The sequence below is a fragment of the Pseudomonas sp. rhizo66 genome (assembly GCF_031931925.1).
Taxonomy (GTDB): domain Bacteria; phylum Pseudomonadota; class Gammaproteobacteria; order Pseudomonadales; family Pseudomonadaceae; genus Aquipseudomonas.
Window position 1 is genome coordinate 41,266 of record NZ_JAUJWZ010000027.1, and the last position, 20,742, is coordinate 62,007.

The 20,742-nt window shown below is 60.1% G+C and carries 20 protein-coding genes; 14 read left to right on the forward strand and 6 right to left on the reverse strand.

Annotation, left to right across the window (positions count from 1 at the left end):
- Nucleotides 1-138: 138 nt before the first annotated feature.
- The 8 genes from cobU (at nucleotide 139) to QZR14_RS25705 (ending at nucleotide 5,620) form a co-directional block, all read left to right on the forward strand.
- The gene (cobU, locus tag QZR14_RS25670) at nucleotides 139-660 is read left to right on the forward strand and encodes a bifunctional adenosylcobinamide kinase/adenosylcobinamide-phosphate guanylyltransferase (protein ID WP_311998062.1); all 522 of its coding nucleotides are present in this window, start codon (nucleotides 139-141) and stop codon (nucleotides 658-660) included.
- Nucleotides 657-1,712, forward strand: a complete 1,056-nt coding sequence (gene cobT, locus QZR14_RS25675) for a nicotinate-nucleotide--dimethylbenzimidazole phosphoribosyltransferase (RefSeq protein WP_311998063.1) — start codon at nucleotides 657-659, stop codon at nucleotides 1,710-1,712. Before cobU ends, cobT begins: the two co-directional genes overlap by 4 nt.
- Entirely contained in the window at nucleotides 1,709-2,284 is a 576-nt protein-coding gene (cobC, locus tag QZR14_RS25680) for an alpha-ribazole phosphatase family protein (protein WP_311998064.1), read from the forward strand. Before cobT ends, cobC begins: the two co-directional genes overlap by 4 nt.
- A 1-nt stretch (nucleotide 2,285) precedes the next feature.
- On the forward strand, nucleotides 2,286-3,017 hold the full coding sequence (locus tag QZR14_RS25685) for an adenosylcobinamide-GDP ribazoletransferase (protein WP_311998065.1): 732 nt from the start codon (nucleotides 2,286-2,288) through the stop codon (nucleotides 3,015-3,017).
- Between the two features lie 201 nt (nucleotides 3,018-3,218).
- The gene (locus QZR14_RS25690; protein WP_007919794.1) at nucleotides 3,219-3,623 is read left to right on the forward strand and encodes a MarR family winged helix-turn-helix transcriptional regulator; all 405 of its coding nucleotides are present in this window, start codon (nucleotides 3,219-3,221) and stop codon (nucleotides 3,621-3,623) included.
- Nucleotides 3,624-3,676: 53 nt separating this feature from the next.
- Nucleotides 3,677-4,885 (forward strand): MFS transporter, encoded by a 1,209-nt coding sequence (locus QZR14_RS25695; RefSeq protein ID WP_250604156.1) that lies wholly within the window; start codon nucleotides 3,677-3,679, stop codon nucleotides 4,883-4,885.
- Complete coding sequence (locus QZR14_RS25700; RefSeq protein WP_268989378.1) at nucleotides 4,882-5,004, forward strand: hypothetical protein; 123 nt, start codon at nucleotides 4,882-4,884, stop codon at nucleotides 5,002-5,004. Before QZR14_RS25695 ends, QZR14_RS25700 begins: the two co-directional genes overlap by 4 nt.
- 55 nt (nucleotides 5,005-5,059) lie before the next feature.
- On the forward strand, nucleotides 5,060-5,620 hold the full coding sequence (locus QZR14_RS25705; RefSeq protein WP_250604158.1) for a glutathione peroxidase: 561 nt from the start codon (nucleotides 5,060-5,062) through the stop codon (nucleotides 5,618-5,620).
- A gap of 213 nt (nucleotides 5,621-5,833) precedes the next feature.
- Here the strand turns inward: QZR14_RS25705 and QZR14_RS25710 are convergent, their stop codons facing one another.
- From QZR14_RS25710 to QZR14_RS25720, 3 genes are all read right to left on the reverse strand, one after another.
- Complete coding sequence (locus tag QZR14_RS25710; RefSeq protein WP_250604160.1) at nucleotides 5,834-7,105, reverse strand: OmpP1/FadL family transporter; 1,272 nt, start codon at nucleotides 7,103-7,105, stop codon at nucleotides 5,834-5,836.
- Nucleotides 7,106-7,251: 146 nt separating this feature from the next.
- Nucleotides 7,252-7,734, reverse strand: a complete 483-nt coding sequence (locus QZR14_RS25715; RefSeq protein ID WP_250604162.1) for a hypothetical protein — start codon at nucleotides 7,732-7,734, stop codon at nucleotides 7,252-7,254.
- A 277-nt stretch (nucleotides 7,735-8,011) separates the two neighbouring features.
- Nucleotides 8,012-8,236, reverse strand: a complete 225-nt coding sequence (locus QZR14_RS25720) for a hypothetical protein (protein WP_003223079.1) — start codon at nucleotides 8,234-8,236, stop codon at nucleotides 8,012-8,014.
- 962 nt (nucleotides 8,237-9,198) lie between these two features.
- Here QZR14_RS25720 and QZR14_RS25725 point away from each other — a divergent pair.
- On the forward strand, nucleotides 9,199-9,522 hold the full coding sequence (locus QZR14_RS25725; RefSeq protein ID WP_250604164.1) for a sel1 repeat family protein: 324 nt from the start codon (nucleotides 9,199-9,201) through the stop codon (nucleotides 9,520-9,522).
- A 175-nt stretch (nucleotides 9,523-9,697) separates the two neighbouring features.
- Nucleotides 9,698-11,062 (forward strand): DNA recombination protein RmuC, encoded by a 1,365-nt coding sequence (gene rmuC / locus QZR14_RS25730; RefSeq protein WP_311998076.1) that lies wholly within the window; start codon nucleotides 9,698-9,700, stop codon nucleotides 11,060-11,062.
- Nucleotides 11,063-11,150: 88 nt separating this feature from the next.
- Here the strand turns inward: rmuC and QZR14_RS25735 are convergent, their stop codons facing one another.
- Both QZR14_RS25735 and QZR14_RS25740 read right to left on the reverse strand, forming a co-directional pair.
- The gene (locus QZR14_RS25735; RefSeq protein ID WP_250604166.1) at nucleotides 11,151-14,621 is read right to left on the reverse strand and encodes a hybrid sensor histidine kinase/response regulator; all 3,471 of its coding nucleotides are present in this window, start codon (nucleotides 14,619-14,621) and stop codon (nucleotides 11,151-11,153) included.
- A 259-nt stretch (nucleotides 14,622-14,880) separates the two neighbouring features.
- A complete protein-coding gene (locus tag QZR14_RS25740) occupies nucleotides 14,881-15,423 on the reverse strand; it encodes a TetR/AcrR family transcriptional regulator (RefSeq protein WP_250604168.1) in 543 nt (180 codons plus the stop codon).
- Nucleotides 15,424-15,515: 92 nt separating this feature from the next.
- Between QZR14_RS25740 and QZR14_RS25745 the strand changes: the two genes are divergently transcribed.
- The 4 genes from QZR14_RS25745 to QZR14_RS25760 all read left to right on the forward strand — a co-directional run bounded on the left by QZR14_RS25745 (nucleotide 15,516) and on the right by QZR14_RS25760 (nucleotide 20,297).
- A complete protein-coding gene (locus QZR14_RS25745) occupies nucleotides 15,516-16,703 on the forward strand; it encodes an MFS transporter (RefSeq protein ID WP_311998066.1) in 1,188 nt (395 codons plus the stop codon).
- A 51-nt stretch (nucleotides 16,704-16,754) separates the two neighbouring features.
- Nucleotides 16,755-17,066, forward strand: a complete 312-nt coding sequence (locus QZR14_RS25750) for a cupin (protein WP_250604170.1) — start codon at nucleotides 16,755-16,757, stop codon at nucleotides 17,064-17,066.
- Nucleotides 17,067-17,171: 105 nt separating this feature from the next.
- The gene (locus QZR14_RS25755) at nucleotides 17,172-18,323 is read left to right on the forward strand and encodes a TDT family transporter (RefSeq protein ID WP_311998077.1); all 1,152 of its coding nucleotides are present in this window, start codon (nucleotides 17,172-17,174) and stop codon (nucleotides 18,321-18,323) included.
- Between the two features lie 99 nt (nucleotides 18,324-18,422).
- On the forward strand, nucleotides 18,423-20,297 hold the full coding sequence (locus QZR14_RS25760; protein WP_311998067.1) for an MFS transporter: 1,875 nt from the start codon (nucleotides 18,423-18,425) through the stop codon (nucleotides 20,295-20,297).
- A 113-nt stretch (nucleotides 20,298-20,410) separates the two neighbouring features.
- Here the strand turns inward: QZR14_RS25760 and sugE are convergent, their stop codons facing one another.
- Entirely contained in the window at nucleotides 20,411-20,725 is a 315-nt protein-coding gene (gene sugE / locus QZR14_RS25765; protein ID WP_003223093.1) for a quaternary ammonium compound efflux SMR transporter SugE, read from the reverse strand.
- Nucleotides 20,726-20,742 lie beyond the last annotated feature (17 nt).

Sequence of the window (20,742 nt, forward strand, 5' to 3'; positions counted from 1 at the left end):
GGGCCTCTTCGCGAGCAGGCTCGCTCCCACAGTGAATGCGGTTAGCCATAAAATTTGAGCACCACTCATAACCCTGTGGGAGCGAGCCTGCTCGCGAAGGCGGCGGCCGCCTCACTAGACATCTTTCTGGATGAACCCATGCTCCAACTGATCCTCGGCGGCGCCCGCTCCGGCAAAAGTCGCTTGGCGGAAAAACTCGCCAGCGACAGCCAACTCGCCGTGACCTACATCGCCACCAGTCAACCCCTTGATGGCGAGATGAACGACCGCGTCGCCCACCACCGCGCGCGCCGTCCCGTCGAATGGGCGCTCATCGAAGAGCCGCTCGAGCTGGCCCGCGTCCTGCGCGAATCCGCCAGCGCCGAGCGTTGCCTGCTGGTCGACTGCCTGACACTGTGGCTGACCAACCTGCTGATGCTCGATGACACCAAACGCCTGGCCGCCGAGCGCGAAGCCTTGCTCGACTGCCTGGCGTCCTTGCCGGGGGAAATCATTTTTGTCAGCAACGAGACCGGAATGGGTGTCGTGCCGCTGGGCGAATTGACTCGCCGCTACGTCGATGCAGCCGGTTGGCTGCATCAAGCTCTGGCCGAGCGCTGTCAGCGTGTTGTCCTGACCGTCGCCGGCCTGCCCCTGACTCTGAAAGGACCTGCGTTATGACTCAAACCTGGTGGCTGAACCCGTGTAAGCCGGTCGATCTCAACGTCGTTGAACAAGCGACGGCGCGGCAACAGCAACTGACCAAACCGGCGGGTTCGCTGGGGCGTCTGGAATCGGTCGCGGTGCAACTGGCCGGTCTGCAAGGCCAGGTCAAACCGACGTTGGCGCAGGTCTGGATTGCGATTTTTGCCGGTGATCACGGCGTGGTCGCTGAAGGTGTTTCGGCGTTCCCGCAGGAAGTCACCGGGCAGATGCTGCTCAACTTTGTCAGCGGCGGTGCGGCGATCAGTGTGTTGGCGCGGCAGCTCGGTGCGCAGCTGGAAGTGGTTGATCTGGGCACGGTGAATCCGGCGCTGAACCTGGCGGGTGTGCGTCACCTGAACATCGGCCCGGGCACGGCCAACTTCGTCCAGGGTGCGGCGATGACCCAGGCGCAAGGCGAGCAGGCATTGCAGGCCGGTCGCGAAAGTCTGCTGCGGGCGAAAGCCGCAGGCGCACAGTTGTTCATCGGTGGCGAAATGGGCATTGGCAACACCACCGCCGCGAGCGCCTTGGCCTGTGCCTTGCTCGATTGCCCGGTGGCACACCTGACCGGTCCCGGCACCGGGCTGAATGCCGAAGGCGTCAGCCATAAAGCGCAAGTGATCGAGCGCGCATTGGCGTTGCATGCCGCGCAACGTGGCGATGCCTTGCAGACCCTGTTCAATCTCGGCGGTTTTGAAATCGCTGCGCTGGTCGGCGCGTATCTGGCGGCGGCTCAAGAAGGTGTTGCGGTATTGGTCGACGGCTTTATCTGCACGGTCGCTGCGCTGGTTGCGGTGCGCTTGAATCCGGACTGCCACGAGTGGTTGTTGTTCGGTCACCGGGGCGCCGAGCCGGGCCATCGCCATGTGCTGGAAACGCTGAAAGCTGAGCCGTTGCTGGAACTCGGTCTGCGTTTGGGCGAGGGCAGTGGCGCCGCGTTGGCGGTGCCGCTGTTGCGTCTGGCCTGTGATCTGCACGGGCAGATGGCGACGTTCGCCGAAGCGGCAGTGGCGGATCGTCCGGCATGACGCTGCACCTGGATCTGCTGCGTCATGGTGAAACTGAACTCGGCGGTGGCCTGCGCGGCAGCCTCGACGATGCACTGACCGAACAGGGCTGGGCGCAGATGCGTGCGGCGGTGGTCGAGGGCGGGCCGTGGGATCGAATCGTCAGCTCGCCGTTGCAGCGTTGTGCGCGCTTCGCCGCCGAGCTGGGCGAACATCTGAATCTCGCGGTGCAACTGGACAAGGATCTGCAGGAGCTGCATTTCGGCGCATGGGAAGGGCAGAGCGCAGCGGCGTTGATGGAGACGGACGCCGAGGCCTTGGGGCTGTTCTGGGCCGATCCGTATTCGTTCACGCCGCCGCAGGGTGAGCCGGTCAGCGAGTTTTCCGCTCGGGTGTTGGCAGCGGTTGCACGCCTGCACCGCGCCTATGCCGGCGAGCGGGTGTTGCTGATCAGTCACGGCGGTGTGATGCGCTTGTTGCTGGCGCGGGCGCGAGGGTTGCCGCGCGAACAGTTGCTCAATGTCGAAGTTGCCCACGGCGCGTTGTTTGCGCTGACGGTCGAGGCTGACGCTTCACTCAAGGAAGGTCACTGACATGTTGCCGCTGTGGATCGCCCTGCAATTTCTCAGCAGTCTGCCGATTCGCCTGCCGGGGATGCCTGAGCCGGAACAGCTTGGGCGATCGCTGCTGTTTTATCCGCTGGTGGGGTTGCTGTTTGGCCTGATCCTGTGGGCGCTGAATCTGGCGTTGGCGGGGGCGCCGTTGCTGCTGCATGCAGCGTTGTTGCTGACGGTGTGGGTGTTGCTCAGCGGGGCACTTCACCTGGATGGTCTGGCCGACAGCGCCGATGCCTGGCTCGGCGGTTTTGGTGATCGCGAGCGTACGTTGACGATCATGAAAGACCCGCGCAGCGGGCCGATTGCGGTAGTGACGCTGGTGTTGGTGTTGCTGCTCAAGTTTGCCGCGTTGCTGGCGCTGATCGAGCAAGGGCAAGAGTTGGCGTTGATCATTGTGCCGCTGCTTGGGCGGGCGGCGTTGCTCGGACTTTTTCTGATCACGCCGTATGTGCGTGCGGGTGGGTTGGGGCAGGCGTTGGCGGATCATTTGCCGCGCAAGGCCGGCTGGTGGGTGCTGGGCGGTAGTGCGCTGGCCTGCTTGCTGATCGCCGGTTTCGGGGCTGTCGTTGCGTTGCTGATTTCGGTTGTTGTGTTTGTCTGGTTGCGGCAGGTGATGATGCGGCGGTTGGGCGGGACAACCGGCGATACGGCGGGGGCGTTGCTGGAATTGCTAGAGATGGTGGTGTTGGTTGGATGGGTTTTGATCTGAGAGATTGTCGCTGGATGTGCTGGCCTTATCGCTGGCAAGCCAGCTCCCACAGGTTTTGCATTGGATCGTAGATTTTGTGGGCGCTATTGAACCCTGTGGGAGCTGGCTTGCCAGCGATAGCGGTTTGTCAGGCATCACAAATGTTACGGGTAAACTCATCTGTAACTTGATTTAACACAGTCGCGGGTATATACACGCATCATGCTTCCTTCTCAGTGTTTGTGCACCAACCTGCGTCGCGCCGCGCGTGGCGTCAGCAGGCATTACGACGGCGCTCTCGACGGCTTCGGGATCAACGTTGCCCAGTATTCTTTGCTGTGCAATCTGCAGCGTCTGGATCAACCGAGTATTTCCGAACTCGCCGAGGCGATGGGTCTGGACCGCAGCACCCTCGGGCGCAATCTGCGCGTGCTCGAAGGCGAGGGGCTGGTGGCGCTGGCCGAAGGCGAGGACATGCGCAACCGCATCGTCAAACTTACCGAGACCGGTGTGCAACGCCTGGCTGCGGCACTGCCGGCCTGGGAAGCGGCGCAGCAGCGGTTGATCGACCGACTGGGCGCCGAGAAGCGTGAAACCTTGCTCAGATTGCTGGATGAACTGGCCTGAGGCCGGTTTTTTCCAAACTCAAGCGGGTATATACCCGCAAGCGGAGAATAACAATGACATCGATGTGGCGTACGTGCGGTTGGGTGTTGCTGGGGAGTGCGCTGATCCTGGCGTTGTCATTGGGCGTGCGGCACGGTTTCGGCCTGTTTCTGTCACCGATGAGCGCGCAGTTCGGTTGGGGGCGTGAGGTTTTTGCTTTCGCGATCGCCCTGCAGAACTTGATCTGGGGCCTGGCGCAGCCGTTCACCGGGGCGCTCGCTGACCGATTTGGTGCGGCGAAAGTGGTGCTCGTCGGTGGGGTCCTCTACGCGGCGGGCTTGGTGTGCATGGGCTTGTCGGATTCGGCGGTGACGTTGTCGCTGAGCGCCGGTCTGCTCATCGGTATCGGTCTGTCCGGCACCTCGTTCTCGGTGATCCTCGGCGTTGTCGGCCGCGCGGTGCCGCCGGAAAAACGCAGCATGGGCATGGGCATTGCCAGCGCCGCCGGCTCTTTCGGCCAGTTCGCCATGTTGCCGGGCACGCTCGGTCTGATTGGCTGGCTCGGCTGGTCGGCGGCGTTGTTGGTCCTGGGCCTGCTGGTGGCGCTGATCGTGCCGCTGGTAAGCATGCTCAAGGACAAGCCGCTGCCGGTGCTCGGCCATGAACAAACCCTCTCCGAAGCCCTGCGTGAAGCCTGTTCGCATTCCGGCTTCTGGCTGCTGGCATTCGGCTTTTTCGTCTGCGGTTTTCAAGTGGTGTTCATCGGTGTGCACCTGCCGGCGTATCTGGTCGATCAGCATCTGCCGGCCAGTGTCGGTACCACGGTGCTGGCGTTGATCGGGCTGTTCAATATCTTCGGCACTTATACCGCCGGCTGGCTCGGCGGGCGCATGTCCAAACCACGCTTGCTGACGGGCTTGTACCTGTTGCGCGCAGTGGTGATCGTGCTGTTTCTGTGGCTGCCGGTGACGACTACCTCGGCGTACCTGTTCGGCATGGCCATGGGCTTCTTGTGGCTGTCGACGGTGCCGTTGACCAACGGTACGGTGGCGACCTTGTTCGGGGTGCGAAACCTGTCCATGCTGGGTGGCATCGTATTCCTCTTCCACCAGTTGGGGTCGTTTCTTGGTGGCTGGCTGGGCGGGGTGGTGTATGACCGAACCGGGAGTTATGACTTGATCTGGCAAGTGGCAATTCTGCTGAGCCTGCTGGCGGCCGCGCTGAACTGGCCGGTGCGTGAGCGTCCGGTCGCGCGGCTGCAAGCCGCAGCGAGCGGCGCATGAGTCGATTCTGGCCACGATTGGCCATCACTGCACTCGGCGCCGCTTTGCTGGCGCTGGTGTGGTGGGGCTGGCAGCAGGGCGGGCTGGCGTTGATGCAGTTGGGCATGAGCATTTGCTAGAAGCGGGCATGACGCGTAACGTCGAATTCTGAACGACTGCTAAAGGATGCTCGACATGCTGATGCGCTGGTGTGCTGTTCCCGCGTTGCTGATGGCGTTGACTGGTTTGGCTCAAGCCGCTGACTGTCCCGAATTGCTGCAAGGCTCGCTGCCCAAGTTGCGCGCCAAGGAGTCCATTGACCTGTGCAAGCAGTACGCCGACAAACCGTTGGTGGTGGTCAATACCGCAAGTTTCTGCGGTTTCGCGCCGCAATTCGAAGGCCTTGAGGCGCTGCATAAACGCTACGAAGGGCAAGGGTTGCAAATGCTCGGGGTGCCTTCCAATGACTTCAAACAGGAGTCCAAGGACAGCGCCGAGACTGCCAAGGTCTGCTACGCCAACTATGGCGTGACGTTCGCCATGACCGAGCCGCAGAAGGTTCGCGGTGATGACGCTACGCATCTGTTCCAGGTGCTGGCCGCACAGAGCAGCGCACCGAAGTGGAATTTCTATAAATATGTGGTCGATCGCCAGGGCAAGGTGATCGCCAATTTTTCCAGCCTGACCAAGCCGGATGATCCGGAGTTTATTGCCGCGATCGAAAAGGCGATCGCCTCGAAACCGCTGAAGCCCTGATGCGCTGAATTTTTTGTGGGAGCGAGACTGCTCGCGAAAGCGGTCAGCCAGTCGACATGTGTATTGATTGATACACCGCCTTCGCGAGCAGGCTCGCTCCCACATGGGAAGTGTGTTGTGGTGGTGAGCAAACTCAAGGCAATAAAAAGCCCCGCTTTCTGCAAAGAGAACGGGGCTTTTTTGTGGGCGAGGGAACAGCCTCGCCGTGCAGCATTAGAAGCGGTAGGTCGCGCCGACACCGAAACCGTTTGCCGAGTTTTCATACTTGGCGTCGTAGGTCTGGCCACGATTGTTTTCGTTGCGGATCTTGACCGACTCTTCCTTCAGGTAGGAGTAGGCGACGTCGATGGTCAGGTCGTCAGTCGGGCTCCAGCCGGCACCGATACTGAAGATGGTGCGGTCGCCAGTCGGAATGCGTGGCGAACGGTCTTCGTTATTGGTTGGCGACTGGTCGAACGTCAGGCCGGTACGCAGTACCCATTCCTTGTTCAACTGGTACGAAGTACCCACGGCGTAGGCCCAGGAGTCATGCCAGTTCTGGTCTTCGTTGATCGAACCGAACTGACCGGCCAGCAGTGGCTGTACCCCGGAGTTCTTCACGGTGATTTTTTCCAGCTGGCTCCAGCGGGTCCAGGTGGTACCGGCATACACGTTCCAGCGATCGTTGATGGCCTGGGTGACCGACAGGTCCACGGATTCCGGCGTGGTGATCTTCAGCGAAGCATCGTACTTCTGGCTGGCGCCCAGACCGACTGCGGCCAGCGCACCGTAGTTGACCTTGGTGTTGCCTTCGAGCTTGTAGTCGACTTTCGAGTGGTAGGTCAGGCCGACGCGAGTGGTGTCGGTGGCTTGTACGAGCAAGCCGACGTTGTAACCCAGTGCAGTGTCGTCACCCTTGATCTTGACCTTGCCATCCGGCAAAGCTTGGGTGATCGACAGATTGGATTCCAGCGAACCGTCGATGCGGTTGATGGTTGGGCCGAAACCGATCGACACTTTGTCGTTGAACGCGTAGCTGACGGTCGGTTGGAAGGTAATGACTTGTACTTCGGACTTGCTGCCGAAGTAACGGCCGGCAAAGCCGTTTTCATAATCAGTGATCAGACCGAACGGCACATAAACGCCGAGGCCGAATGCCCAGTGCTCATCAATTGGTTTGACGTAGAAGCCCATAGGTACAGCGGTCAAAGGCACCATGTCGCCTTTGTTGCTGCCGCCGTTGGGGCTGGAGCTGGTATTGCTGATATCGGTATGAGCATCGACAACGGCTACACCGCCGGTGACTTGTTCGCGCTTGATGCGCGACATGCCGGCAGGGTTGCCATAAACAGTACTTGCGTCGTCTGCAGAAGAAGATCGCCCGGCAAAACCAGTCCCCATCCCACTGATGCTTTGTTCGTTGAGGGCAAAGCCGGCCGCGAAAATTTGAGTGGAGGCAAGGGTAACGGCGAGGCTAAGGGTGGTTTTGAGCATGACTTTTTTCATTATTAGAACTCCTGGTGATCACCGGGGCGAAAATTACCAACATTTTCGCCCTAGCGCTATAGCTCGTATGCCTTGATTTAGAGTGGTTTTGTAGGACAATCCGACCAGATTCGCAGCCTGTTGGCAGATCTTTTAAAACCGGACGGTCAGCAAGCGACCTGATTCACCGTTGAAACACAGGTGTGCCAGGCGTAAGTGAAGTCGCGCAGACGACCTTGGGGTTGGAAGGTCTGGCGCCAGATGCGCGCCATTCCCAGTAAATCGCTGGAATCGGGGAGGATGGGGTTTTGTTCTTCTACCAGCAGCCAGGCAATGGCCGTGGCGTAACGCAGATTGACCGTCAGTTCCAGGTGCGGACCGGTCAGGAAAGCATGCTGACTGGCGAGGCCGCGAACCAGGCTGGCGCGTTCCGGATCGAGCGCCAGATAATCATCCCAAAGGGCCTGGTGGCGATGCTCGGCGATACGGTAGAGGCCGTGACCACGGCGGTCATGCAGGGCGGAACCCAGGGCTGACTGGCTGGCGGCAATGCCCAGCAACAGAGATTCGGCAGTCGCGCTGTGGCGTCCCAGATAAATCAGCGTGGGACGGATCACGTAGCGGCACAGTTCGCTGGCAGCGATACCCATATAACCCTCGGTTCTTGTTATTGATGGCGAGTCCTGAAGGGGGGGGGCTTGGCAGCTGTGGATCGGTTCAGGCTCGCCGCAAGCGGATCACGCCGCTTGAGTTGAAGTGTAGTGTCATATTCGCGACGTAAAGGCCTGTTTTTAAAATATTTCCGGCTTCGAGTTATAACCGTTATATCGGTTGGTGCTTAAGCGCTGGAGGCCAAAAGTGAAACAACGGGCAATAAAAAGCCCCGCATTGTGTGCGGGGCTTTTGCTTTTGCAGCCTTTTCGGCTCTCAGGCAATCAATGCCTGACGGGTACGGTCGATCACGGCCTGCAGCGGTTCGGCGCTGGAGTATTGATCGGGGTACAGACGCTCGCTGTGGCGGGCGATCCCGTGTTCATTGACGACGGTGAAGCTGAAGCAGCCTTTGCGAGCGGCCATGATCAGGCAGTTCATCGGTGCAAAAGCGTTGGTTAGGGTGCGAATGGCATCCTGAGTGTGGATTTGAGTAGACATAGTTATTAGGTGTTCCTACAAATGACACGGATAAGAACCGTGCAACGTTAAAACGTTCCAGTAACGTCGACCACCATTGGTCGAACGAAGAACCCGACTGGAACAAAGCAGCCAGTTTGAAGCGCAATTAAGTTGGCGCGCTTGGGCTGGCAGGTAGGTACTTAGGAGGGCAGGCATCACAACGAGGGCAAAGGTTCTGGGCCCGGGGTGAAGATCCTGATCAATTTGCAGGTTGGTTCGGTCAGAGTAAGTGCTCTTCGCAACACCCTTCACATCATTGGAAGGCTGTGTTGTCGCAAGATTTACCTGGAAACCATCGAGGGGTCGTTCCCGCTTTTTTCGGTAGGGCTTCTTGGTAGAAGGTTGACCGTGGGGATGTGTTCGACCGGAATTGACTTTCAGCTTGGTACTAACGCTGCGGATACTAACGGATCGAAACGGCTAAAGCAAACTTCGCGTAGAAAAAGATTGCAGACGCCTGTTGAGTCTGCTTTGAGGTTCGCAGAATTGCCCGCATTTGGCGCAGCTATTGACCGTCGGTCGGTGACGGTGTGTTCATCAAGCCGCGCGCCAGACCGGTTTATCCCCGGACCGGTTAGCAAAACGACCCGAAAAAGCGCATCGATATAACCGGGTAACAGGTACTTGTGCACATTAGTTGCGCAAGCTGTAACGGCACTGTCATACCGATCCTGACTCCACTGGCTGCCTGTATCGAAAGTTTAAGTCAATGAAAAACATCGCTTTTTTTTGTTGGTGAAAAAATCGTCAGTTTGACTGCGAGCCCCATTCCATAAGGCTTTGCGGCGGTTGGAGGACGGTTGTCCACTGAGTTATCCACAGCTTCTGTGGATTGTCCCGAGCGCTTGCTCTAGGACGGGCGTGCCGGGTTGTTTTTCGACTTTACCTGTAAGAAAAAGAGAGTAGAGTGGCGCGCCTTCCGATTCGTCCCACAGTGCTTTATGAAGTTTCGCTCAGTATCAGACTCTGTTACCTCACAACCTTCTCCTGTCACCCCGCCCAAGCGATTTTCCGTTCGCGTCGCAGAATGGCTGCTCGACAGCCCGCGCCTGAGCGACAGTCACAATGCCAAACATCTCGCTGGCCGCTTGCTCAAACAACCTGCGCGTGAAGGCGTGGTGGCTGCACAAAGCCGTCTCGGTCTGTTGATGTGCCGCGAGTGCGGTAACGCTCGGGATCGGCGCATCGGTCAGGATCTGCTGCGCCAGGCCGCCCGCGCCGGCGACCGTCGTGCGCAGCAGGAACTCGGTCTGCTCGAAGACTGAGCTGTCCAAGACCTGACACCTTGGTTAACCTTCAGGCTTTATAAGATCGGCGGGAGTGGCTATGGCGATTGACTTGACCAGCGTATTGCTGGGGCTTGCAGGGGCGGGGGTGCCGCTGCTGGCGCTGGCCTGGCAACTGCAACGCCGGGCGAGCAACGGCCAGGCCGAGGTCGCCCTGCTCGAAGAACGGCTGGCCATGGCGCAACTGGCACAGGACGGACTCACCGCGCAGCTCGACGCCAGCCGCGATGAAGTTGCCGATCTTGGCCAGGCCAACGCCGCCAAGCAGGCTGACCTGGCGGCGCTGCGCCGGGAGGTCGAACTGCTGCAGATCGAGCGTGATGACGCCCGCGATGCCTCTCACGCGTGGAACCTCGAACGGGCGAACAAGGAAGCTGAGCTGCGCCGCCTCGACGCGCAAGCCGCCTCACTGAACGCCGAACTGCGCGAGCAACAGGAAAGCCACCAGCAACGCCTTAACGACCTGCAAGGCTCGCGCGATGAACTGCGTGCGCAGTTTGCCGAGCTGGCCGGGAAGATCTTCGATGAGCGCGAGCAGCGCTTTGCCGAGACCAGTCAGCAACGGCTCGGGCAGTTGCTTGATCCGCTCAAGGAGCGCATTCAATCCTTCGAAAAACGCGTGGAAGAAAGTTATCAGGCCGAGGCCCGCGAGCGCTTCTCGCTGGCCAAGGAACTGGAACGCTTGCAGGCGCTCAATCTGCGCCTGAGCGACGAAGCCACCAACCTCACCCGCGCCCTCAAAGGCCAGAAAACCCAAGGCAACTGGGGCGAGCTGATTCTCGAACGTGTGCTCGAACACGCTGGTCTGGAGAAGGGTCGCGAGTACCAGACCCAGGTCAATCTCAAGGGCCCGGATGGCGAGCGCTTCCAGCCCGATGTGATCATCTATTTGCCGGGCGACAAGCAAGTGGTGGTGGACTCCAAGGTGAGTCTCACCGCCTATCAGCAATACGTTGCTGCCGACGACGACAGCCTCGGGCAGGTCGCGATCAAACAGCACGTGCTGTCGTTGCGTAATCACGTCAAAGGCTTGGCCGGCAAGGATTACAAGCGTCTGGAAGGGCTGCACAGCCTCGACTTCGTTTTGCTGTTCGTGCCGATCGAGGCCGCATTTTCGGCGGCATTGCAGGCTGAGCCAGCGCTGTTTCAGGAAGCCTTCGACCGCAACATCGTCATCGTCAGTCCAACGACGTTGCTGGCGACTTTGCGGGTGATCGACAGTCTGTGGAAGCAGGAACGCCAGAGCCAGAACGCCCGGGAAATCGCCGAGCGCGCCGGATGGCTGTACGACAAGTTCGTGCTGTTCATTCAGGATCTCGACGAGGTCGGCAATCGCCTGCAACAGCTGGATAAAGCCTACAGTTCAGCACGCAACAAGCTGACAGAAGGGCGCGGTAATCTGGTCAGTCGCAGTGAACAGCTCAAATTGCTCGGCGCACGGGCGAGCAAAAGCTTGCCGGCGGACTTGCTGGAGCGTGCGATGACCGATGTCGATGGCCTCGTCGAACTTCCTGAGTAAAGATCAAAAGATCGCAGCCTCCGGCAGCTCCTACAGGATGTACGCCATCCCAATGCAGGAGCTGCCGGAGGCTGCGATCTTTTCACTTTTAAAGCGGCAGATACCGACTCAATAACGCCCGCAGCGCCGCCGGTTTCACCGGTTTGGCCAGATAATCCAGCCCCGCCGCATGCACCTGCGCAATCATCTCCGGTCGCCCGTCAGCACTGATCACCACCCCAGGTACCGGCTCACCGAGACTTGTGCGCAACCACGCCATCAGCTCAGTGCCGGTATCGCCGTGGTCAAGGTGATAGTCGACCAGCGCCAATTGCGGCCGCACGCCGTCATTTAACAGCGCTGCACATTCTTCACGATTGCGCGCCGTCCACACCTGGCAGCCCCAGCGACTGAGCAGACTGTTCATGCCGATCAGGATGCTGTCTTCATTGTCGATGCACAGCACCCGCGCGCCGCTAGGCAACTTGCCATTCAATTCGGCGGCGACGCTTGCCGGTATGGCTTGTGAGCGAGCCAGCGGCACGCTGACGCTGAACACGCTGCCGCGTCCCGGCCACGAGCGCACACGCAAGGTGTGGCCGAGCACCCGGCACAAGCCATCGGCAATCGCCAAACCCAGGCCCAGGCCTTTTTCGGCGCGGGTCTGATGACTGTCGAGGCGTTTGAATTCTTCGAAAATCACCTGCTGTTTATCTTTGGGAATCCCCGGCCCGCGATCCCACACTTCCAGGCACAGGTCGCCGCCACGTCGACGCACACCGAGCAACACCGGGCCCTTGGCATAACGGAAGGCGTTGGTGAGGAAGTTCTGCAGAATCCGTCGCAGCAATTTGATGTCGCTGTCGATACGCAAATGACTGCCGCGCACGCGGAAGGTCAGGCCTTGTTCCTGCGCCAGCGCCTTGAACTCGGCACCGAGAATGTCGAACAGCTCATTGACCGCAAACGGCTTGCGATCCGGGTTGATCTTGCCGTTTTCCAAGCGGGAAATATCCAGCAGATCGCTGATCAAGTCCTCGGCCGAGCGCAGCGAACTGTCGAGGTGTTGCACCAGTTGTTGTGCCTCGCTGCTCAAGCCGTCGTTCTGATGGGAGAGGGCGGCGGAAAACAGCCGCGCGGCGTTCAGCGGTTGCATCAAGTCGTGACTGACCGCCGCAAGGAAACGGGTTTTCGACTGGTTGGCGGCTTCTGCGGTGCCCTTGGCTTCGGTCAGCGCGACGTTGAGTTGCGACAGTTCCTGGGTGCGTTCGCTGACCCGTTGTTCCAGCCCTTCATTGGCTTCGGTCAGCGCCTGCTCGGCCTCGCGGAACGCGGTGATGTCGGTGAAACTCATGACGAAACCGCCACCCGGCATCGGGTTGCCGATCAGTTCGATCACCCGGCCGTTGGGGAACAGTCGTTCAGAGGTGTGCGCGCGGCCCTGACGCATCCAGTGCAAACGCCGGGCAACGTGCACTTCCGCTTCGCCGGGGCCACACAAACCTCGTTCGGCGTTATAGCGAATGATGTCGGCAATCGGCCGGCCGACGCTGATCAGGCCGTCCGGGTAGTTGAACAGCTCCAGATAGCGCCGGTTCCAGGCCACCAGTTTCAGTGACTGGTCGACCACGCTGATGCCCTGGGTAATGTTCTCGATCGCACCTTGCAGCAGGGCGCGGTTGAACTGCAGCACCTCCGAGGCTTCGTCGGCGATGCGCACGACGTCTTCCAGCTGCATCTCCCGGCCTTCGATGGCGGCTTTTACGACAGCGCGCGTCGAAGATGCGCCGAGCACACCGGCCAGCAAACGCTCGGTATGGGCGATCCATTCGCCATCGGCATTCTGGTTCGGGTTGAAGCCTTTGCCCTGACGGTAGGCGAAACGGATAAAGCTCTGGCGTGCACGTTCTTCACCGACAAAGCGCGCGGCCAGTTGCAGCAAGTCGTCGATCTGCACCGCCAGCATTGAGCGTGCACTCGGCCGGGCACTGATTTCCTGACCAATGAAACGCCCGGCCTGCCAGTGCTCCGACACGCGCGTGCGCGACAGCACCGAGACCCAGGCAAACAGGGTGAAGTTACCCGCCAGCGACAGCACCACGCCTTGGGTCAGTGGGGTGATCGGCAGGTTCAGCGGATTGCTGTGCAGCCACGCCAGTCCCGGAAAACTGCTTAGCGACCAGCCGAGGCTGTGCGCGGCAATCGGCAGGATCAGCGTGTAAAACCACAGGAAAGTACCAGCGGCCAAACCGGCGAAAACGCCGCGACGGTTGGCCTGTTTCCAGTACAGCGCGCCGAGCATGGCAGGCGCCAATTGAGTCACGGCGGCGAACGCGATCTGGCCGATGGTCGCCAGGCTCGCGGTGGAGCCGAGCAAGCGATAGCTGACGTAGGCCAGCAACAGAATCACGACGATGCTGACGCGGCGCACCGAGAGCATCCACTGGCGGAACACTTCGAACGGGCGCTCGGCGTTATTGCGCCGCAGCAGCCACGGCAACAGCATGTCGTTGGAGACCATGGTCGACAACGCCACACTGGCGACAATCACCATACCGGTCGCCGCCGACGCACCACCGATAAACGCCAGCATGGCCAGCGCCGGATGGGCCTGCGCCAGTGGCAGGCTGATCACGAAGGAGTCGGGCAGTACGTCGCTCGGCAGCATCATCTGACCGGCCAGAGCGATCGGCACGACAAACAGCGCGGCCAGGGCCAGGTAGGCCGGAAACACCCATTTCGCCAGGCGCAGATCCTGCGGGTCGATGTTCTCCACTACCGTGACGTGGAACTGCCGGGGCAGGCAGATGATCGCCATCATCGCCACGCCGGTCTGCACCACCATCGACGGCCAATTGATGGTTTCTTTCCAGTATTCCTCGAGGCGCGGGGCAAGCATGGCCTGGTTGAACAGGTCATCGAAACCGTCATACAGGCCATAAGTGACGAAAGCGCCGACGGCGAGAAAAGCGAACAGTTTGACCAGCGATTCGAAAGCAATCGCCAGCACCATGCCGCGGTGGTGCTCGGTGGCATCGAGGTTGCGCGTACCGAAAACAATGGTGAACAACGCCAGCACCAGCGACACGATCAGCGCGGTGTCCTGGGCGCGGGTGCCCATGGCGTCGGCACCGGCGCCGATCAACAGGTTCACGCCGAGGACGATGCCTTTGAGTTGCAGGGCGATATAGGGGAGGACGCCGACCAGACAGATCAGTGCCACGACCACTGCCAGCGATTGCGATTTGCCGTAGCGCGCGGCGATAAAGTCAGCGATGGAGGTGATGTTCTCCTGTTTGCTGATCATCACCATTTTCTGCAGAACCCACGGCGCGCCGACCAGCAGCAGGATTGGCCCGAGGTAAATCGGCAGGAATGACCACAGTTGTTCCGCTGCCTGGCCGACTGCGCCGAAGAACGTCCAACTGGTGCAATAAACCGCCAGCGACAGGCTGTATACCCAGGCACGCACGCGCGGCGGCAACGGCGTGCTGCGGCGGTCGCCGTAGAAGGCGATGGCGAACATGATGGCCATATAGGCCAGGGCGACGGCGGCGATCAGCCCGGTGGACAGCGACATGCAACACTCCCGACAAAAGACTCCCCGGCAATCCTGCCCGGGCTGACAGTCTCGCATGCGCGGGGCGGTTAGTCAGTGTCGACCAAGGTCTTGGCGTGGCGGGGTGTCGCAGGAGGGGAACCGGGTGGTTTTTGCGGTGACGTTGCCGAGCACAAAACCCTGTAGGCGCTGTCGAGTGAAACGAGGCTGCGATCTTTTGATCTTTGCAATCAAGATCAAAAGATCGCAGCGTGCCGCAGCTCCTACATGGGGGGCGGCCTCAGCGCTGGTTCAACGCAATATCGATCAGCCGATGCAGTTCATCCACCTCCAGCGCCGCCGCCGAAAACAGAATCCGGAAAACCACCGGCGCGACCACCAGATTGATCAGCCGATCGACACTCGGTGCCGACTCATCCGGATGGCGGTCAATGATCGTCTGCAACTGCGCGCCAATGATCGTCACGCAATAACCCGGCGTAGCGCTCGCCTGCACGTCACGCATCATGTGGCGTCCGGGCTCGGAACTCATCTCGTCGAGATACTGCTCGGCCCATGCGCGAATATCGCTGCGCAAGCTGCCGGTCTGCGCCGGTTCGCTGTCCGGGCGCATGCGGGCGAGGGCGACGTCGGCCAATAACGCCGACAGATCACCCCAACGCCGGTAAATCGTCGACGGTGTAACGCCTGCGCGCGCGGCGATCTGCGGGACAGTCACGCTTGAGCGCTCCTGTTCTTGCAGGAGCGCACGGACTGCGGAATGAATTGCATCTTGCACCCGGGCGCTGCGGCCGCCGGGGCGTAAACCTTCTTTAATAGCCATGGGGGCAGACCTTAACACAAAGAATTTGCTTTAAGCGCGAGGCAGTAGCACACTCCGCAAAAGCAAAAAATTAGCTTTTGCGGAGTGTGCCCATGACCAGCCTTGCTTCCAATCGATCCAGCCTATGGTTTCTGGCGATCACTTTACTGAGTTTTCTCGCCGCTTCCACGGCGCCGACGCCGTTGTATCACCTGTATCAGGATCAGTTGCACTTCTCGGCGGCGGTGTTGACGCTGATCTTCGGCGTTTATGCACTCAGTCTGTTGGCGGCGCTATTGACCGTCGGCTCGCTGTCCGATCACCTGGGACGCAAACCGGTGATCTTCACCGCTGTGTTGCTCAACGCGTTGGCGATGCTGCTGTTTATCTACGCCGACAGCGTGGCGTGGCTGATCAGTGCGCGTGTTCTGCAAGGATTTGCCACCGGCATGGCCACCGCTGTTTTAAGCGCGACCCTGCTCGACACGGATCGTCAGCAAGGGCCGCTGATCAACAGTGTCGCGCCGTTGCTCGGCATGGCCCTGGGCAGCATGGGTTGCGGTTTACTGGCGGAGTTTGCTCCGGCACCGTTGCAACTGACCTACTGGCTGCTGCTCGCAGTGTTTGTATTGCAGGGCCTTTATGTCTGGCGCTTGCCGGAAAGCGTCACCCCGCAAGCCGGGGCGTGGGCCTCGTTGCGGCCGACCTTGCACGTGCCGACTCAAACACGAGCCACTTTGTGGCGGGTGTTGCCGTTGAACACGGCAACCTGGGCGCTGGGCGGATTTTATGCATCGCTGGCGCCGTCGCTGGTGCGCACCGCCACTGGCTCTGACTCGAATCTGATCGGCGGCGCCACCGTTGCAGCCCTGACGGTGACTGGTGCGCTGATGATTTTCACGATGCGCAATCGTCCTGCCGTCCGGGCCTTGCAGTTGGGCGCGAGCCTGCTGCCGATGGGGCTGGTATTGATTCTGCTGGGTGTGCACAGCGCCAGTCTGTCGCTGTTTTTCCTCGGCACGCTGGTGGCCGGTTGCGGCTTTGGCTCGGGGTTTCTCGGCGCCGTGCGCAGTCTGGTGCCGCTGGCTTTGCCCCATGAACGGGCGGGGTTGATGGCGGCGTATTACGTGCTCAGTTATCTGGCGTTCTGCCTGCCGGCATTGCTCGCCGGGCACTTGTCGCGCAACTACGGTTTGCTGGCGACCACCGATGGTTACGGGGCGATTTTGATCGTGTTGGCTGTCGGCGCGCTGTTGCTGAGCCTGCGTCCAGCGGCAGCCAAAGTCTGTCGCGTTCCATAAACGGCGCGCTTTCGGTTAGCCTTGGCCGGCCTTCTTCTCACGGATCGACCCATGAAGATTATCCGCAGCAAGACCTTCACTGCCGAGCGAGCCTGGGGTGCGCTGGACATCGCCAACATGAACGGCATCACCACGCGCCTGCACTGGACGGATCAGCCGTACAAATGGCACATCAACGACGGCGAGGAAGTGTTCGTGGTGCTCGATGGCCAAGTGCTGATGCATTACCGCGAATTGGGCGTAGAAAAACAGGTGCAGCTCAATGTCGGTGACATCTTCCATGCGAGCGTCGGCACCGAGCACGTCGCCCATCCGCAAGGCGCCGCGCGGATTCTGGTGATCGAGAGCGAAGGCAGCGTCTGACTGCTTATTGGTAAAACAGATAACAGTTAGAGAAATTACCCGTTATATAGATATTCGATTCGGTTCTACCATGGACTCAACCTCACCAGAGGAGAGGATTCCATGATGACTTGCCCTAACACTGCCAAACCCGGCATCAAACCGTTCCGTCAGCTTCAGCATCCACGCGAAGTGATCCGCCAGTTCACCCCCAACTGGTTTGCCGCGACCATGGGCACCGGTGTGCTGGCGTTGGCGTTGGCGCAACTGCCATTGGCTATTCCAGGCCTGCACGCCATCGCTGAAGGTTTGTGGTTGTTCAACATATTGTTGTTCGCACTGTTTACGGCTGCCTACGCCGCGCGCTGGATTCTGTTCTTCGACGAGGCTCGGCGGATTTTCGGCCACTCCACGGTATCGATGTTCTTCGGCACGATTCCCATGGGCCTGGCGACGATCATCAATGGCTTTCTGCTGTTCGGCCTGCCGCGTTGGGGTGACGGTGTGATTCATCTCGCCGAAGTGTTGTGGTGGATCGATGTGGCCATGTCGCTGGCCTGCGGCGTATTGATTCCCTACATGATGTTTACCCGCCAGGAGCACAGCATCGATCAGATGACCGCCGTCTGGCTGCTGCCAGTCGTGGCAGCGGAAGTGGCGGCGGCCAGTGGTGGTCTGCTCGCACCGCATCTGACCGATGCCCACTCGCAACTGGTGGTGCTGACGACAAGCTACGTGCTCTGGGCCTTTTCCCTACCCGTAGCGTTCAGCATTCTGACGATCCTGCTGCTGCGCATGGCCCTGCACAAACTGCCCCACGAAAACATGGCAGCCTCGAGCTGGCTGGCCCTCGGCCCGATCGGCACCGGTGCGCTGGGCATGTTGCTGCTGGGTGGTGATGCGCCGGCGATATTCGCGGCCAACGGTCTGCCGGGCATGGGTGAAATCGCCTCGGGTCTGGGGCTTGTTGCCGGCATTACCCTGTGGGGTTTCGGGCTGTGGTGGATGCTGATGGCCCTGCTGATCACCGTGCGCTACTTGCGTGACGGCATCCCGTTCAATCTCGGCTGGTGGGGCTTTACCTTCCCGCTGGGCGTGTATTCGCTGGCCACCCTGAAACTGGCAAGCACCCTCAACCTGACGTTTTTCAGCGTCGTCGGCACCGTGCTGGTGATGTTGCTGGCGGTGATGTGGCTGATCGTCGGCAAGCGCACCGTGCAAGGCGCCTGGCGTGGTGAGCTGTTTGTCTCGCCGTGCATCGCAGGTTTGAAGAAATAACCTGAAAAGTTTAGGTAAGGTGTGGCCTGGATCGCGGTTCGAGAATCCAATAAGCAGTACCCAGGCCTCTCTACCTTAAACATCAGGGAAACACGGAAGATGAGTCACCCCTCACAGTTCAACCTGCTGCGCACCCGGCGCTTCCTGCCATTCTTCATCACGCAGTCCCTTGGCGCGTTCAACGACAACGTATTCAAGCAGTCGCTGATCCTCGCCATTCTTTATCGGCTGACCATCGAGGGTGACCGTTCGATCTGGGTCAACCTGTGTGCGTTGCTGTTTATCCTGCCGTTTTTTCTGTTCTCGGCGTTGGCCGGGCAGTTCGGCGAGAAATTCGCCAAGGACGCGCTGATCCGTCTGATCAAGCTCGCGGAAATTGCCATCATGGCCGTAGGAGCGGTCGGTTTTCTCTTCGATCACTTGTCGCTGATGTTGGTGGCGCTGTTCGCCATGGGCACCCATTCGGCGCTGTTCGGGCCGGTGAAGTACTCGATCCTGCCACAGGCGCTGCGCGAGGATGAGCTGGTGGGCGGCAACGGCCTGGTGGAAATGGGGACGTTTCTGGCGATTCTCGCCGGGACGATCGGCGCCGGGGTCATCATGTCATCGACCCATTACGCGCCGCTGGTCTCGACTGCCATTGTCGGGATTGCCGTGCTGGGTTATCTGGCCAGCCGCAGCATCCCGCGCGCCGCAGCCGCATCCCCGGAAATGCGCCTGAACTGGAACATCTTCAGCCAGTCCTGGGCCACTTTGAAACTCGGTCTGGGGCAGACGCCAGCGGTGTCGCGCTCGATTGTCGGCAACTCGTGGTTCTGGTTTGTCGGGGCGATTTACCTGACGCAGATTCCCGCCTACGCCAAGGAGTGGATGCACGGCGATGAGACCGTGGTCACCCTGATTCTCACCGTGTTCTCGGTGGGGATCGCCCTCGGCTCGATGCTTTGCGAGAAGTTGTCCGGGCGCAAGGTCGAGATCGGTCTGGTGCCGTTCGGTTCGTTCGGTCTGACCGTGTTCGGTTTGCTGCTGTGGTGGCATTCCGGCGGGATTCCCGACAGCGTCACTGGCCACAGCTGGATTGAAGTGCTGGGCTTCGTGCACACCTGGGCGGTGTTGGTCGACATCCTCGGCCTCGGCATATTCGGTGGTTTCTACATCGTGCCGCTGTATGCCTTGATCCAGTCGCGCACGGCCGAGAACGAGCGGGCAAGGGTGATTGCCGCCAACAATATTCTCAACGCGCTGTTTATGGTGGTCTCGGCCATCGTCTCGATCGTGCTGCTGAGCGTGGTCAAGCTGTCGATCCCGCAGTTGTTCCTCGTGGTGTCACTGCTGAATATCGGCGTCAACGCCTACATTTTCAAAATAGTCCCCGAATTCAGCATGCGTTTCATGATCTGGCTGCTCAGCCATTCCATGTACCGCGTCGAGCACCGCAACCTGGAGGCGATTCCCGATGAAGGCGCGGCATTGCTGGTGTGCAATCACGTGTCGTTCGTTGATGCGTTGCTGATTGGTGGCGCGGTGCGTCGGCCGATTCGCTTTGTCATGTACTACAAGATCTACAACCTGCCGGTGCTGAATTTTATCTTCCGCACGGCGGGGACGATTCCGATTGCCGGACGTAACGAAGACATCCAGATTTACGAAAAGGCTTTCACCCGGATTGCTCAGTATTTGAAGGACGGTGAGCTGGTGTGCATCTTCCCGGAAGGCAAGTTGACCGCCGATGGCGAGATGAATGAGTTCAGGGGCGGCCTGACGCGGATTCTCGAAGAGACACCGGTGCCGGTGATTCCGCTGGCGTTGCAGGGGTTGTGGGGGAGTTTCTTCAGTCGCGATCCGAACAAGGGTGTGTTCCGCCGGTTGTGGTCGCGGGTGACGCTGGTGGCGGGAGCGCCGGTGGCTGTTGATGCTGCTGAGCCGGCGAAGTTGCAGGCGTTGGTCGGGGAATTGCGCGGGGCAGTTAGATAGTCGGCGTTTTAAGGGCCTCTTCGCGAGCAGGCTAGCTCCCACAGTTGATCGTATTCCTCTGACGGAACGCGGTTGAATGTGGGAGCGAGCCTGCTCGCGAATGCGGAAGTGGCCTAAGCGCTGACCTTGAGGCCAATCAACCCGGTAATGATCAACGCTACACTCGCTAGGCGAATCAACGCCATCGATTCGCCAAACAGGATGATCCCGGCAATCACCGTGCCCACGGCACCGACACCGGTCCAGATCGCATAGGCGGTGCCCAACGGCAACTCCTTCATCGCAAGGCCCAGCAGACCCAGGCTGATGGCCATGGCTGCAACTGTCAGAACGGTGGGGAGTGGGCGAGTGAAACCGTCGGTGTATTTCAGGCCGACGGCCCAGCCGACTTCAAACAGGCCGGCGAAAAACAGAATGATCCAGGACATGAAAGACCTCCATCGAT